Here is a 15065-nt window from a genome sequence, read left to right as displayed (position 1 = left end):
CTCCCTCCCCGATCGACAAGGAACGCACCATGGACCAGGCCCTGCCCGTCAGCGGGACATACGTCTGTCACGGCATCACCTGGGCGAGCGCAGACCCCCGCCTTCTGCTCGCCCCCGTGACCGGCGGACCACTCGTCTACGCCCCGGTCATGGGCAGGCGCCTGAGTTACCAGGTGAGCGGTACCGGCCGGTGGTGCATCGGCAGGTACCGGTTCGCCGACCGCGTCCGCGTCGAGGCGGTCGCCTGCCCTGACCGGGCCCCGGCCGAGGTCGGCGGACAGTGCCCGGCCTGCGCCGGGCGGGACGACTTCCGCTTCGCCCACCGGTTCCACTCCGGCGGGCATGTTCCCGACTCCCTGGCGGCGTACATGGCCCAGCCGCACTGGCTGTACCTGGCGACGTTCGCCGACGGCACCACCAAGATCGGCACCGCGGCCGAACCCCGTAAGCGCTCCCGCCTCGACGAACAGGGTGCCCTGATCGCTACCTACCTCGCCCGGAGTGCTGACGGCCGCGCTGTGCGGTTCCTGGAGGATGCCCTCACCCGCCAACTCGGCCTGACGCAGACCGTGCGAGCCGCGGCCAAGCTGACGGCCCTGGCCGAGCTGCGCGACCTCGCCCCGGCCGACGCCGCCCACCATCAGCACCTCGACCGCGCCACCGCGGCCCTGAGCGGCCTGAACGTCCCGGCCACACCGGAGCCGTGGACGCCGCCCGGCGAAGGCGAACTGCTGCGGACGCCGAAGACCGGGCGCGCCTTGTACCCGCACGACCCACGCTCCGGTGAGCACGGACTGACGGTGCTCTCCTGCCTCGGCTCCCAGGTCCTCGCCACCCTCGACGGCGACGGTGAACAACTGCCCTACCTGCTCGACCTCGGCACCCTCAAGGGCCGGCGCATCGTCCTCGGCGCACAGTTCTCCTCACCGCCCGCCGCCGTACAGTCCGCGCTCTTTTGACCCTGCCCGAACACCCGGCCTGCACTGCCGGGCCGCTCTGAGAAGCGAGGCCACAGCAACATGGCACCCCAGGACGCCATCCTCGGCTGGGACGAGGACAGCAACGCCGAGGCATACAACGCCTTCACCCGCGCCCACCCCATGTACGACGCGACCAGCCGCGACCTTGCCCGCCGAGGCCATCTGGCCAACGCCAGCCTGGTGGTCGACCTGTGCGGCGGCGCCGGCGCGACCGCCCGCGCGATCCTCGACCTGATCCCGGCCCGCGCTCGGGTCGTCTCCGTCGACAACGCCACCGCGATGCAGCGTGTCGGTCGCCGCACCCTGACCGACGCCCGCCTGACCTGGATCACCTCCCCGGCCGAACGGCTCGCCGACCACCTGCACGCCAGCAGCGCCGACGCCGTAGTGTGCAACTCCGCGATCTGGAAGACCGACACCGCCGCAGTGTTCGCAGCCGTCGCCCACATCCTGCGCCCAGGCGGGCACTTCGTCTTCAACATCGGCGGCGGCTTCGCCGGCGTCCGGCACCCCGACGAACTGTCAACCCGCACCGGGCCTTCCCTAAACGCCCTCATCCGCCAAGTCGCCGCTGAGACCCACGGATACACCCCACCGCCGCGCGACGCGGACAGGCCGCCGAAGCTGCCGCTGAAAACAGTCACCGAGCAGCTGACCGCAGCCGGACTGACTATCGTCGGCACAGAGCTCACCGCCCAGCACAGCACCATGGCCGAGAAGAAGGCGTGGCTGTCCATCCCCGTCTTCGCCCGGCCCGAAGGCGACTTCACCCACGCCCAGCGGATGCAGATCCTCGACACCGCCTACGCCATGACCACCCCCGATGCCCCGGCCGTGACGAGCTGGCTCGTCGTCGTCGCCCAACGGCCAAAGGCCGCCGCATGACTCCGGCCGCCCCGGCTCCCGGCGGCGGGGCCCGCCTCTGTGACCACGCAAGCGTCGGGGTACTGATCTCCTCCCCGAGCGGCCTGCTGGTGTTCGAGCGGGCGATTCCTCCGGCCGGAATCGCCCCGGTCGCCGGCCACGTCGACGAGCATGGCGGCCCCGAGCAGGCCGCGCGCGACGAAGTCACCGAAGAGGTCGGTCTCACCGTCACCCACCTGCACCTGCTGCTGGACCAGTGGCGGCCCAACCACTGCCACCGCACGCCCAGCGGTCCGGTCGGCCACCACTGGTGGATCTTCCAGGCCGAGGTTTCCGGGTCGCTGTGCCCCTCGCCCCGGGAGGTCCGCGCCCCTCGGTGGATCCACCCGGCCCAGCTGCAGCAGCACGCGCTGCGGACCACCGCGCACGCCAACGGGTACCTGGACCGTGAGGAGTTCGAGCGCGAACCCGGCCTGGAGCCGGTGTGGTGCCGCTTCCTACACGACCTTGAGCTCGTCAGCCTGCCCTCGGCCGACCTCGACCGGATCGAGGCCCTCCTGTGAACGGCGGCCAAGGGCCTACCTCAGCGGGAGCCGACCGCCCGGCCGGCTGCCAGACAGCGAGCGTGCGCACGGATCCGCTCGCGGTCCTCGGGGAAGACGCTGTCCCAGCCTGTATCCAGACGGAACCATGCCGCCGGCTGGTTCTGCTCCCCGGCGAGCGGCACGTCGCGTCCCACGATCGCGGCGTAGGACAGGCCCAGCGTCGGAGACCAGTCGGCCCGGTAGGAACGCACCGCCACGGCAGCGGGCTCGGGCAGCAACTCGGTGCGCAGGCCGGTCTCCTCCAGCAGCTCTCGTGCCGCCGCCGCACGCGGCGCCTCGCCCGGCTCCACCTTGCCACCGGGCGGCACCCATCCGCGCACGCGGTGCTTGACCAGCAGGACGTGCTCGAAAGCAGGGTCGGTGACCCACACCTCGGCCGCCAGCGGCTCCATGGGATGTCGGCGGGCTTCCTCCAGCCAGGCCCGTGCACCGTCGAACTCCCACGCGGCGAGGCGGGCATCCGCAACAGCCTCGTCCAAGATCACCTGACCGACTTCACCATGACTCACCCGCCCCACCCTAGGCCGGCGAACCGGCCGGACGTCGCAGCGACGAGCAGGCAGCCATCCGGGCATGTCCGGCCGACCCGGTGGCCCCTTCGGGCTGCAGGGCGATCACCCGTGGCACCCGCTTCACACGAAGGAGACCAGCGTGCCCGATGAGCAGCCCTCGGACCGGGGAGCCTGGGTCGTCCTCGGCGGCGTCCACCTCCTCAACCGCACCGCGCCACGGCGACCAGACGAGCCGATCGTGCTCGTACGGGTGCCACCGCAGGAGGTATGCCGGCCGGCCACCACCGTGATCGTCCGCTGGAACGCGCTGGGGCCATGCCCGGCCGAAGCGCTGCACCCCGGCGGCACCCGGCTCGGGGCGGCCAGGATCGACGGCTGCGAACTGTTCCCCGACGCCATCGCCGGCCCCGCCCTGCGCGGCCTGGTCGGCACCGAGGACGCCCCCGGCCTGGTGCCGCTGTGCTACCTAGCCGAACACCCCGGCGGCGGCTACCACGCGTACGCGCAGATCCGCTTCCACCCCGAGGACGCCTGCTTCGTCCGCACCACCCGGGAACCAGTCGGCCACGGCCCGGTCGAGGAACTGCACTGGTTCGACCCCGTGCTGACGGCGCACGCAGAGTCGAGTACGGCGCTCAACAACCATCTGCGGTACTTCCGCAAGCACTTCTCCGGCACCGAGCTGGAGTTCAAGTACACCCTTGCCCCGGCACCGGACATCTGGTCCGCGTCCATGGAACTGCTCAAGGCACTGCGCGACGGCAAGCTGGAAGGCTGCCGTCCGGAGTACCGGGAAGAGTTCCAGATCCACCACACCGAGAACCATCTGTTCGACGTCACCGGCCCCGAGCCCGAGATCGGCTACGCCTCCTTCATCCCTACCGTCACCGCCGGGCACGTGCTGAAGCGAAAGTGGTTCACCGAGGACGCCTTCGCCCGCCGCGAGGAACTCACCCCTGGCCTCGACATCACCCCCGACCGCTTCGAGACGTTCCTGCGCGAAGACCTGAACCTCCAGGTCCGGGCCATGCCGCCCTTCCAGCGCGTCCGCTACGACATCCAGTGCGAGTCGCTGCGCACCGGACACGTCTACGGCATCTTCCTCGACCGCTGCGCCCTCCTGGCGGCCCCCGACGTGGTGCTCTCCCAGTGCGAGCTGGAGTATCTCCGCTCACGCAGCATCCTCGACCACGACCAGGACGAGATCCTCATCGAGATGAAGCGGATCGACAGCTGGCTCTGCGAGCACGTCGCCAGTCACGGTTGGGCCGCCGAGCACACCTTCTACTCCAAGCGCAGCTTCCTTCGCGACGCCATCGCCCTCCGCCCGGACCTCGCTACGCCATGACTGATCAAGCGCCCCCCCCCGGCAATCCCCCGCAGGAGGTACCGCAACCCACATGAGTGATCGAACACTGCATCACAGCCCGCCTCGACCGACGACACAAGGAGAGAGCCCGATATTCGAGATCACGTTCTAGATTTCGCCCCCCTCCACCCGTTACGGCTACAGCAGGGCCGCCGTTACCCGATCACCTGTCCGCATCTCGCCCCGAGGAGTCCCCATGCATCCCGTACGCCGCCCTGGACTCGTTCATCCTGCGTTCGAAAATGCCGCTACCTCCTCGGGCGCCAGCCTTCGCCTCACTTCCGGTCGCGCAGCTCTGCTCGACGACGGGTCACGACCGGATACGAGGTACCTGGCATGACGCAGCCCACACCTCTCCCGTCCTCCGTCCTCACCTATAGCTTTCGGCACAGCGGTGCCCTCGTGACCAATGGTCGGCACACCCTAGAACGCCTGGTGCAGGAGGGCCGCCCGTGAGCGACTCGCCTCACCAGCTGATCGCCGACGTGGCACAGGTCCTGCTCCGTACGAACGGCGCCGCCCTGTGCGTACGCCGCGCACTGGACGCCGCCCTCGCACCGGGACAGCTCACTGTCGTGGGCGGCCACCTGGAATTCGGTGAACCACTCGACCACGCTGCGCGACGCGAGGCCATGGAGGAGGTAGGGGTCCATATCACTGCTGAGCAGCAGGAGTTCTGCGGACTAATCCACCACCATGACTGCGACGGTGGCCTGGACCGGATCACCGCCGTGTTCCTGGCGCAGTCGTGGACGGGTGAGCCGTACAACGCCGAGCCACACAAGCACGAAGGGCTCGTCTGGGTGCCGATGGAACGACCGTCGCCGGACTGTCACCCCTACACCGCCACCATCTTCCACCTGCTCACCCACGGCCCGTCCTACCGGGCCATCAACTGGCCTGCGGGAGGCGCCCGGTGAAGAGATTCTTCGGCCCGGTCACGATGGCCGATCCGCAGGTCTCCGACGCCGAACACGAGCTGTTCGGCGGCCCCCTGCGACCCACGGCCGCCACCCGGGAGCATGACGTGAACCCCCGCACCCTCGACCACACCGACACCCTCGAACTACCCGTCACCGGCGACGGTCCGTTCAACGCCCTGCACACCTTCTGGAAGCCGTCCCACTACGCCACCGGCCTGGAAGCCCACACCGAGTCCTGCAGCTGGCGTACCTTCCGAGTCGGCGACCTCGTGGTCGGAGTCCGGCTGCATGCCGAGGACCGCACCGTGATCGCCGACATCTACACCGCCGGTGACTTCAAGCCCGCCGACCGCGAGGAGCTGACGCGCCGGCTCATCTCTTCATACGGGTTGGACGAAGACCATGCGGCGTTCGCGGAACTCGCGTCCCATGTGCCCGCAATGCGCGAGGCACTCGCAGTCCTGGGCGGGATGCGGCAGTCGTGCCCGGAGGACCACTTCGAGATCGCCGTGATCGCCCTGCTGCTGCAGAACGTCACCATCCGCCGCACCACCCAGATGACCCGCAATTTGCTGGCCCACTACGGCCATCTCGTCCACTTCGACGGGATCACGCTGCGGGCCTGGTTCACCCCAGACGAGATCGCCCACGTTCCGCCCGAGACGCTGAAGGAACGGGACCGGCTGGGCTTTCGCGCCAAAAGCCTTCCGCACTACGCGGCCTACTTCCGCGACCACAGCACCGAGGACCTCAAGGCTGCCGGAAACCTGATGGAGGCCGTCCAAGAAATCAAAGGAGTGGGCCCCTACACCGCCGCGGTAATTGCCTCCCACGCTTCCCGCGACCCTGCCGCCTTCGGCATCGACGTGTGGAACCGCAAGATCCTTGCGCGCCGCCTCCTCGACGCTGACGACGCCGCGCCGGAGACCGTGATGACCCGCCTCAACGAACTGTTCCCCGGCTACGCCGGCACCGCCGGCCTCTACCTCGTCGAGCACGAGTACCTGACCAATCCCGTCGCCTCGCTCCTGCGTTCCGGCCCCGACGCCCTCACCGCATGGAACGCGGCCCTGGAGCAGACCGGAACCTGACCCGCCCCAGGTCGAGAGCAGCGGACGCCACCGCCGCCGCTGCTCCTCGTTGCCATGCCCCACCGCGCCCGACGGGATCCCCCCGCAATACCTCGAAAGGGTTATCCCAGCTGTTCGAGCGACACAGGCGCGACCCACGACAAGGCCCGCTTGACCCTGGCCACCCAATAGAACATCCGTCCACTATCTGCCCCGGATCTGCCCGTGACAGACCCGTCCGGGGGCCGTTGTTAGAGCACCAGTACCCCTCGTGCGTCCATCTGGAGGACTCCGTGAACCCTGTGCCCGTCCCTGCGAATCCCATCGCCGCATTCGAACGTCCCATGCCGGCTGTCCCGTGCTCCGCACGATCCGGGCGGCAAGTTGACGCCGCTGCCCAGCGCGCAGCACGACCGGATACGAGGTGGGCAGCATGAGTGAGCCCACCGATGCATCACCCGACAACATCCCGGGGCCGCGCACCGCCCCGCTGGAGTCCACACCCTCCTCGTTGCCTCCCGGACCGACGACCGGGCCCGACGCGTCCTCTACAGCCGAGCCGGATGAGCCATCGGAAACGGCTGCCAGGGAGCCGCAGATGCGGTACATCGATCTGACGGGCAGCCATGAAGCGGCCGGCCGTTCGATCAGGATGCGCTATATGGCCCGGCGGCTGCCGCAGTTGGTACGCCGGTCACTGGCTCTCGCATGGCGGGTCGACCGCCGAGCGACCATCGGTCTCCTGCTGTGCCAGGCCGTCACCGGCGTGATGCAAGCCCTCGGCCTGGTCGCCATCAGCGGCACCCTGACCGCCCTGCTGACCAGCGGAGACGTCTACCTGTCTACCAGCGGCTCCTTCAGGCGTGGCCTTCTGTGGCCCTGCTGGCCGGCACCGCCGGCGTACGCGCCCTTCTGGGGATCACCGTCTCCTGGTTGTCTTCCCGGTTGGGCCCACTGATGTCGCGCGAGGCCGAGCAGATGCTGCTCACCGGCTGCGCCGAGGTGGAGCTGTGCGCCTATGACGAGCCCGACTTCAACCACGACCGCGAAGCCGCCGACCGCGGGGCGCAAGTCACTGGGGACCTGATCAACGAGGGGCAGGACCTGATCGCCTCGTCGGCCTCCTTCGTCGCTGGAGCGATCGTGCTGGCCGGCGTGCACTGGGTCCTTCTCCCACTTCTGGTCGCGGCCAGCCTGCCGCAGGCCCTGGCCCAGGTCAGCGCCGCACGTGTGCGCTACCTCGCAAATCTGCGCAGCAACGGCGACCTGCGGATGCTGTCGATCCTGCGCTGGCACATCTACACCAAGGAGGCTGCCGACCAGATCCGTGCCGGCACCATGGCCGGTTTCCTCTCCGGCCGGTACCGGCAGACGGTTGCCCGGATCAACCGCGAGGACCGCGCCGCCGCCGACAAGGGGGCCCGCATGTCCTTGATCGGCGCGCTGTGCGGCGGCGTGGGGTCGGCGGTCGTATGGGCGGCGGTCGTATGGCTGCTGGCCACCGGCCGCATCAGCGTCGGACACGCCGGGACGGCTGTGTTCGCCTTGCAGACGGTGGGCCAGTCGGTCCGCGGTCTGGTCTCGGTAGGGGCGCGCGCCGTGCGCACGGGCCTGTACATGGACGACTGGAGCGGCTTCCTGGACAAGGCCGGGGGGTTCCGCATGCGCCGGGGCACGCATCGCCCGGGGCCGCCGAAGAAGATCGAGATCAAGTCGGTCACACACCGGTACGCGGGCAAGAACCAAGACGCTCTGTCCGACGTGACACTCACCCTTCGCCAGGGCGAGGTCACCGCCCTTGTCGGCTTCAACGGCTCGGGGAAGTCGACGCTGTCGAAATTGATCAGTGGCCTGTATCTGCCCACCGAGGGGCAGGTGCTGTGGGACGGCGTTCCCACCGGCGACGCCGAGCCGCAGGCGCTGTGGCAGCAGGTGGCCCTGGTACCCCAGACCTACGCACGTTGGCCTTTGACGGTGCGGGAGAACATCACCCTCGGGCAGCCCACGGCGCGTGGGGACGCGGCGGTACGCGAGGCGTGTGAGGCCGCCGGGGCCGACGAGGTCGTCGACAAGCTCGGCGCCGGGCTGGACACCCTTCTCGCCCGCGAGTGGCTCAACGGGGAGGAACTGAGCGGGGGCCAGTGGCAGCGCATCGCTCTCGGGCGGGCGTTCTTCCGCCAGGCAGGGCTTTTGGTCCTTGACGAGCCGACCGCGAACCTCGATCCGCTTGCCGAGTACCGGATTTTCCAGCGGCTACGGGGTCTTGCCCGGGACCGGGTGGTACTGCTGGTGACCCACCGCATCACCAGCGTCGCCGTAGCCGACCGAATCGTCGTTCTCGACGAGGGCAGGGTCGTGCAGGAGGGCACATACGAACAGCTGGCCGAGCAACCGGGTCTGTTCCGACAGCTGCTGTCGTGCCAGGTCTCCTCGGATGCCCGGGACGATGACGCACAGCGGCAGGCATCCGCATGAGCACACGCCCGCGGAAGAGCATCGTGCTCACCGCCATGCTGACCCGTCCGGATGCCGATGTGCTGAACGGCCCCCATCCATGTGACGCTCCCCTTCTGCGGCGGAAGGGGTTTCTGCTCCGCGGCGCCAGCGCCCCGGCCGTGGACACCGCGGTGCATGGGATGCCCGAGCAACACGATCACGCATCCACGGTCGTGCCGGGCGTGCGCCCGACGGGAGCCGAGGGGGTAGGTCATGTCCTCCTCGTGTGACCCCGTCTCGTCGGCCGGGCGGACGTCGCTGTGGCGGCACCAGGACTTCCGTCGGTACCTGACCGGCCAGGCCGCCAGTGTGGCCGGCAGCTCGATCAGCGCGATGGTCCTGCCCGTGCTGGCCGTTCTCGTCCTGGATGCCAGCCCTGCCCAGGTTGCCTGGATCACGTTCATGGGCCAACTCCCGCCCGCCCTTCTGGCGCTGCACGCCGGAGCGCTGGCCGACCGGTACTCCAAGCGGAAGCAGATGATCACCGGAGATCTGGTCAGTGCCGCCGCGCTGGCCAGCGTGCCCGCAGCGGCGGCGCTGGACAGGCTGTCCCTGGCTCAGCTCATGGTGGTCGCTGCGGTGCAGGGTGCGGCAGGGGTGCTGCATGATGCCGCAGCGATCAGTCTCCTGCCCGGCTTGGTCGACCGGTCCCTGATCCAACGGAGCAACAGCCGTATCGGCGCCCTGTTCGCCGTCGCCGCCACCGCCGGCAGCAACCTCGGCGCCGCCCTGACCGCGCTCCTCGGACCGGCCCGGGCACTGCTCGGTGACGTCGGCTCCTACCTCGTCAGCGCCTGGTGCACCGCCCGCATCCAGACTCGCGAGACCGCCCGGGCGCGAGCAGGAAGCGACCGTCTGCACACCGAGATCGGTGAGGGCCTGCGGTACGTAAGCCGTGACCACCGGCTGCGTACGCTGACCCTGGTCAACGCGACTACCTCGGCCGCCCTGGCACTCCTCAACACCCTGTGGGCCCTGTACCTGCTCAAGTCCCTTTCGATGAGCCCGACCGCCTTCGGCGTGGTCCTGGGGCTGGGAGCCCTCGGCGCGGCAGCAGGAGCGCTTGCCGCGCCAGCCCTCGCGCGACGGTACGGGCCCGGGCCGATGATGCTCGTCGCGCTCGCGCTCACCCCGCTCACCCAGATCCCGCTGCTGCTCGCTTCCCCAGCCCCGGCCTGGCAGACCGGCATCGGCGCCGCCCTGTTTCTCCAGCTGGCCTGCGCCGCGGCGGCGGGAACCACCCAGCGCTCCATTCGTCAGGTCGTCACCGCCGATGACATGCAGGCCCGCATGCAGGCCGTGAGCACCTGGCTCACCTCAGGCGCCCGGCCGGTGGCCGCCCTGGTCGCTGGCGGCCTCGGGACACGGATCGGCGTACGGCCCACCCTGATCGTCGGCACCTGCCTGCTCCTCGTCCCCCTCATGGTCCTCTACCGCTCCCCACTACGCGGCCTCCGCCAGATGCCCGGAGCCAAGCCCGTCCCCTCCCCTCCAGGAGATCCACTCATGCAACCACCCGTCCCCTCCCCCTCACCTTCACCCGGCGCCGCCCCCGCCGGCGACGGACAGCGCAATCCCGCGGTGGGCGGAGGTGGTACGGCGTGAGCGCGGAACTGAATGTGATCGGCGGCCACCTGTACCTGGAGCGGGACGGCATGGTGCTGCTCGGGCAGCGGCACCCGGATTCGGCATACGCGGGCGGCCAGTGGCATGTGCTCGCAGGCCATGTGGAACGAGAACCGGCCCGGAGCTGCGTCGCACGGGAGGCGATGGAGGAGGCGAAGCTGGTCGTCGCCGAGGAGGACCTCACCCTCGTGCATACGGTGCACCTCCTCGACCACGAGGACGCCGTACCGCGCGTTCAACTGTTCTTCCAGCCCAGCCGATGGGCGGGCGAGCCCAACGTACTGGAGCCGGACAAGTGCCTCCGTTGGACCTGGTGGCCTGCCGACCGTCTGCCGGAGCCGACCGTTCCCTACACCCGAGCGGCCATCGAGGGGATTCGTGCCGGCCGGCTGTATACCGAGATCGGTTGGGAGCGGCAAAAGTGAGCGCCCCGGAGATGGACACGCACCGGCCTGGTGCTGAAGCCGTCCAACAGCCGGACTCCTCTTGCAAGCACCGCGCCGAGATCCTGGACACACCCGCACCCCCCGGTGCAAGCACTACAAGGACTGCCGCAGGGCCAACCGGTCAGGAACAAGGAGAGGGTTCTGCATCGAGCACGTCCCAGCGTCCGAGGATGCCCGCCGACCTGTTCGCCGCAACGGCCGCCGCCCGCACCGCGATGGTCGACCGCCTCGTCGCCGACGGCGTGCTGACCGACCCGCGGCTGCGCGATGCCCTCCTGCGTGTGCGGCGGGAAGTGCTTCTCCCCCACGCGTACGTCCGGCTCAGCGGCCCAGGCGCGGATCCGATCGACTGGCGGCTCCTCGACGGCTCGCACCCCGACGACCAGCCGGAGTGGCTCGACCTCGTCCACAGCGGCGACTCCATCCTGCTCCAGCGCGACGGCGAGCCGCTGGACGCCCTTCGCCGGGGACCGGTGACCGGCGGCCACATGACCTCCATGAGCACCTACGCCCCTGCCACCGTCGAGGTGTTGCAATGCCTCCAACTGGACTGCGGGCAGCGGTTCCTGGACCTTGGTTCAGGTCCCGGGATCTCCCTGGCGCTCGCCGCTGCCATCACGGGCCCTGGCCGTGCCACCGGGGTCGAACGCGATCCGCACATGAGCGTGTTCGCCCAGCGGAACCTGGACCGGCTCGGGCTGGAAGCGACGGTCGTCGAAGGTGACGCGCTCAACGGACACACCACCGGGGCACCGTATGACCGGATCCATTCCGGCATCGGCGTGCCCTGCATCCCGCTGGCTTGGGTGGAGCAGCTCGCCCCCGGCGGAACGCTGCTGACCACGCTCGTGACCAGAACGCCCAGCTGGCCAGGCCAGATGCGCGCCACCCGCACGATGAAGGGCAGGCTTCAGGCGGTGCTGACGGGCAGGCCGCGCGGCCACCGGCCCTTGCTCGGCTACGAGTGGCTCACCGCCGTGACCCACCGGCCCAAGGTCAAGGCCGACCCCGGCCGACCGCGCCCAACCCGGCTCGCGCCGCCCGACGATGACGCCCACGGCTTCTGGATCGCCGCCGCGTACCTGGCACCGGGCTTGGTCAGGGATTTCCAGGCCGACACGATGACCATCGTCGCCCCGGAGGAGGATTCCTGGGCGGTGGCCGGCCCCGGCGACGGCACGGTCCGCGTGCACGGGCCGCGTGATGTGTGGGCCGAACTCGAAAACGTCCACGACGCTTGGGAGCGGGCGGGCCGTCCGGACACGTACCGGGTCGATATTCCGGACGGCGGGGACCCGCAGCGCGTCGCCTCCGGTCCCGGCCGGATGGCCCTCACCTGGACGCTGCCCCCGCTCGCCGCCGTCCCCCACCAGACGTCTCCATCGCTCGGGAGTTGTCCATGACCCAGCAACGGCAACCCGTTCCCCCGCCCGCCGACGGCCCCAGTCGACCGGCCGGGTGGTCCGAGGAATTCCTCCGCCACCGCGACGGCCAGGGCTGCCCCATGTGTGACAACGACTTCGCCGCCGAAGACATCGGCTGGGGCATCCTGCTCCACCAGGGCGAAGTGGCCAACGCCTACCTGTGGCGCTCGGGCCAGGTCCGGGGCTACTGCGTACTCATTCACCGCGGCGCACCGCACGTCGCCGAGCCCACCGACCTCTCAGACGCCCACGCCGCCGCGTACTGGGCCGACACCCTCACGCTCGGCAAGGCCCTGACGGCGTTCTACCAGCCGATGAAGATGAACTACTCCACCCTCGGCAACGTGGTGCCCCACCTCCACACCCACATCGTTCCCCGCTACGCCGACCACGCCGACCCGGCGCCAGGCGGGCCGCTCCCGTGGACGGCCCTAGACACAAACCGCCAGGACGAGGCACAGCTCCAGGCGGACGCCGCCGCACTGCGTGCGCTGCTGGAGCAGGCATGAGGGGCCGCCCGGAAGAAGAGTCCAGGGACCTGTTCGCCTCTGCGGCGGCCGACTACGCCCGATACCGGCCGGGCATCCCGTCCGAAGCGGTCCGCCTACTCGCCGGCACAGTGAGAGGTGTCGCGCGGCCTGTCGTGCTCGATCTCGGCTCCGGGACCGGGCAGGTTGCAGCTGCGCTGCTCCCCGCTCTTGCCCATGTGGCCCGCCTGGACCTAGTGGATCCGGACGCAGGGATGCTCCGCGAGGCCACTGAAACCCTCGCCCCGCTCCTGGGTGACAGTCCCGCTGGCTTCCACTGCGTGCGGGCCGAGGACTTCACGCCGCCGTTCGACGGCTACCGAGCGGACCTGGTCACCTGCGCGCGGGCGTTTCACTGGATGCCCCGCCCCGCGGTCCTCACGATGGCCGACCGCGTCACCGCTCCCGGGGCCGGCGTGGCGATCATGGGGGATGGCAGCCTCTGGACCTACCAAGCGCAGTGGACGGCAGATCTGCAGCGGCTCATCCAGTCCTACCTCGGCCCCGAGCGGCGGGCCGGCACCGCTGGGGCGTACACCGAGCCGGGGCGCCGCTACGAGGACGACCTCGCCGAGTCCGCGTTCAGCGACGTCAGCGAGCACCGGATCCCGGTCCGCCGCACGTGGACACCCGCAGCCGTGGTCGGTTATCTACGCAGCACGAGCTTCGCCCGCCCGGCGCTCTTCGGCGATCAGCACGCACGGTTCGAGCAGGAGGCCCACTTGCTGCTGGAGGAACACGCCCGAGGCGAACCGCTCGTCGAGGACGCCGTGTTCACCATGCTGCTCGCGCGCCGCCCCGGCGGTGACCGGTGAGCGGGGGGCGGCACACCGAGCCGCTGGACGTGCACCTGGTCGCGGTCCGTGATACCGCGGCCGGCCCCGAAGTGCTCCTGTCCCGGCGGGCCGGCGACGTCTACGCGACAGGACTGTGGCATCTCCCATCTGGTCACCTCGACCCCGGAGAGGATGTCGTCACCGCGCTCGTGCGGGAGACCAGCGAGGAGACCGGCGTCATCGTCGACCCCGCTGATATCCTCGCGGCCGTCACCGTGCACCACCGCTCCCCCGGCGGGGGCGCACGCGTCGGGTTCTTCTTCGAGGTCCGGCACTGGCGCGGCAACCCCCGCGTCATGGAGCCGGACCGGTGCGACGCCATGGGCTGGTTCCCGCTCGACGCGCTGCCGCAGCCCATGGTGGCCTACTGCCGGGCCGGGCTGGACGCCTACCGGGCCGGAGCCCGGATGGCCCTGCATTTCCAGGAGCCCGGCGATCCCATCGCCTACGCCCCGGCCGTCGACCGGCTGCGCCTCGTGCCCGACGCCGGTCCAAGCAGCACGGTCCCTGAGGACGCGGTGCGGGACTTCGTCGAGCGGGCGGTCGGCAGGATCACCGGCTGGACGGATGTCTCCTGGGCACGCAAGGGCAGTCAGGTGTGGCGGGCACGCGATGCCGAGGATTGGGTGTGGTTTGTCAAGATCCACCAGAACGACCGCTTCCACCAGCGCGAGTTGGCCGCATACCGCAGCTGGGTTCCCCGTCTGGGCCCGCTGGCACCCCGTCTGGTGGCCGCCGACGAATCACTGCGGGCCATCGTCATCACCACGGTGCCAGGCCGCTCCCTGCACGGCGCCGTCCACCCGCCCGACCAGGAGCGGCGGATCTTCCACTGCATCGGGCAGCTCGCGGCAACCATTCACCGCAGCGCCCCGGCACTGCCGCCCCTCCCCGACTCTCTGCCGCTCGAGAAGCTGGAACGGCACCTCGACGGCGCACGCGCCTACTTGGAGCCCGGGGACGAGGCGTTCATCCGTGCCACCGCAAAGGGGGCCGCTGGTCTGCCGGCCCTGGAGAGGGTTCCCACGCACGGTGACTTCCAGCGGCGGAACCTTCGCTGGGAGCAGTCGACGGGCATCTTGTACGTGATCGACTTCGAAAGAAGCGAAGGCGGTTCGGCCGTCAGGGACTTCGTCCGCTTGTCCGACGCCTGGCACGGACGGCCGGACCTGCACGAGGCCCTGATGACCGGCTACGGCCGCCCCCTGTCCCTCGCCGAAGAAGAGCACCTGGTCGTCCTGTCCGTATTGGATGCCGTCTCCGGCATCCAATACGGCGCCGCCCACGGCGATCCGGAACTCGTCGAGCGAGGCCGCCGCACCCTGGCCCGGCTCCGCGCAACGAACCGTCTTTGACCAGCACACCACACCACCCACCAGCTGAAGAG

At 70.1% G+C, this 15065-nt stretch carries 13 protein-coding genes and 1 pseudogene; 13 read left to right on the top strand and 1 reads right to left on the bottom strand.

Going from position 1 to position 15065, the window contains the following annotated elements; all coding sequences use genetic code 11:
* The first annotated feature begins 29 nt into the window (after positions 1–29).
* From GSY65_RS30810 to GSY65_RS30800, 3 genes are read left to right on the top strand one after another with little or no spacing between them, the layout of a single operon-like run.
* Complete coding sequence (locus GSY65_RS30810) at positions 30–959, top strand: DUF2797 domain-containing protein (RefSeq protein WP_159774738.1); 930 nt, start codon at positions 30–32, stop codon at positions 957–959.
* A gap of 60 nt (positions 960–1019) precedes the next feature.
* Positions 1020–1865, top strand: a complete 846-nt coding sequence (locus GSY65_RS30805; protein WP_159774736.1) for a class I SAM-dependent methyltransferase — start codon at positions 1020–1022, stop codon at positions 1863–1865.
* Positions 1862–2407: an NUDIX domain-containing protein gene (locus GSY65_RS30800; RefSeq protein WP_100572073.1), complete on the top strand. Its 546-nt coding sequence runs from the start codon at positions 1862–1864 to the stop codon at positions 2405–2407. Before GSY65_RS30805 ends, GSY65_RS30800 begins: the two co-directional genes overlap by 4 nt.
* 20 nt (positions 2408–2427) lie before the next feature.
* Here the strand turns inward: GSY65_RS30800 and GSY65_RS30795 are convergent, their stop codons facing one another.
* Positions 2428–2958, bottom strand: coding sequence for an NUDIX domain-containing protein (locus GSY65_RS30795; RefSeq protein WP_236580134.1), 531 nt, complete (start codon positions 2956–2958; stop codon positions 2428–2430).
* 142 nt (positions 2959–3100) lie between these two features.
* On the opposite strand from GSY65_RS30795, the gene GSY65_RS30790 reads away from it, so the two are divergent.
* The 10 genes and pseudogenes from GSY65_RS30790 (at position 3101) to GSY65_RS30745 (ending at position 15033) form a co-directional block, all read left to right on the top strand.
* Positions 3101–4309, top strand: coding sequence for a hypothetical protein (locus GSY65_RS30790; RefSeq protein ID WP_159774734.1), 1209 nt, complete (start codon positions 3101–3103; stop codon positions 4307–4309).
* Between the two features lie 473 nt (positions 4310–4782).
* Positions 4783–5250 carry an NUDIX domain-containing protein gene (locus GSY65_RS30785; protein WP_159774732.1) on the top strand — a complete coding sequence of 156 codons (468 nt, stop codon included), beginning with the start codon at positions 4783–4785 and terminating at the stop codon, positions 5248–5250.
* A complete protein-coding gene (locus GSY65_RS30780; protein WP_159774730.1) occupies positions 5247–6344 on the top strand; it encodes a DNA-3-methyladenine glycosylase family protein in 1098 nt (365 codons plus the stop codon). Before GSY65_RS30785 ends, GSY65_RS30780 begins: the two co-directional genes overlap by 4 nt.
* Positions 6345–6921: 577 nt before the next feature.
* Positions 6922–8798, top strand: a pseudogene (locus GSY65_RS30775) (ABC transporter ATP-binding protein).
* Positions 8799–9032: 234 nt separating this feature from the next.
* Positions 9033–10424 carry an MFS transporter gene (locus GSY65_RS30770; protein WP_159774728.1) on the top strand — a complete coding sequence of 464 codons (1392 nt, stop codon included), beginning with the start codon at positions 9033–9035 and terminating at the stop codon, positions 10422–10424.
* Entirely contained in the window at positions 10421–10870 is a 450-nt protein-coding gene (locus tag GSY65_RS30765; protein WP_159774726.1) for an NUDIX hydrolase, read from the top strand. The genes GSY65_RS30770 and GSY65_RS30765 overlap by 4 nt, the downstream gene beginning before the upstream one ends.
* 191 nt (positions 10871–11061) lie before the next feature.
* Positions 11062–12294, top strand: a complete 1233-nt coding sequence (locus tag GSY65_RS30760; RefSeq protein ID WP_236580133.1) for a methyltransferase domain-containing protein — start codon at positions 11062–11064, stop codon at positions 12292–12294.
* A gap of 101 nt (positions 12295–12395) precedes the next feature.
* Positions 12396–12824: an HIT family protein gene (locus GSY65_RS30755; RefSeq protein WP_159774722.1), complete on the top strand. Its 429-nt coding sequence runs from the start codon at positions 12396–12398 to the stop codon at positions 12822–12824.
* Positions 12825–12958: 134 nt separating this feature from the next.
* Entirely contained in the window at positions 12959–13657 is a 699-nt protein-coding gene (locus GSY65_RS30750; RefSeq protein WP_236580132.1) for a class I SAM-dependent methyltransferase, read from the top strand.
* The gene (locus GSY65_RS30745) at positions 13654–15033 is read left to right on the top strand and encodes an NUDIX domain-containing protein (protein WP_159774718.1); all 1380 of its coding nucleotides are present in this window, start codon (positions 13654–13656) and stop codon (positions 15031–15033) included. Before GSY65_RS30750 ends, GSY65_RS30745 begins: the two co-directional genes overlap by 4 nt.
* The last annotated feature ends 32 nt before the right edge of the window (positions 15034–15065 follow it).

The organism is Streptomyces sp. HM190, assembly GCF_009857135.1.
Taxonomy (GTDB): domain Bacteria; phylum Actinomycetota; class Actinomycetes; order Streptomycetales; family Streptomycetaceae; genus Streptomyces; species Streptomyces heilongjiangensis.
This window is presented reverse-complemented; position numbering and strand designations above follow the sequence as displayed.

What these genes read in the sequence shown, in the direction of transcription:
- GSY65_RS30810 (WP_159774738.1), top strand. Translation starts at nt 30, where the DNA reads ATGGACCAGGCCCTGCCCGTCAGCGGGACATACGTCTGTCACGGCATC.
- GSY65_RS30805 (WP_159774736.1), top strand. Translation starts at nt 1,020, where the DNA reads ATGGCACCCCAGGACGCCATCCTCGGCTGGGACGAGGACAGCAACGCC.
- GSY65_RS30800 (WP_100572073.1), top strand. Translation starts at nt 1,862, where the DNA reads ATGACTCCGGCCGCCCCGGCTCCCGGCGGCGGGGCCCGCCTCTGTGAC.
- GSY65_RS30770 (WP_159774728.1), top strand. Translation starts at nt 9,033, where the DNA reads ATGTCCTCCTCGTGTGACCCCGTCTCGTCGGCCGGGCGGACGTCGCTG.
- GSY65_RS30760 (WP_236580133.1), top strand. Translation starts at nt 11,062, where the DNA reads ATGCCCGCCGACCTGTTCGCCGCAACGGCCGCCGCCCGCACCGCGATG.
- GSY65_RS30755 (WP_159774722.1), top strand. Translation starts at nt 12,396, where the DNA reads ATGTGTGACAACGACTTCGCCGCCGAAGACATCGGCTGGGGCATCCTG.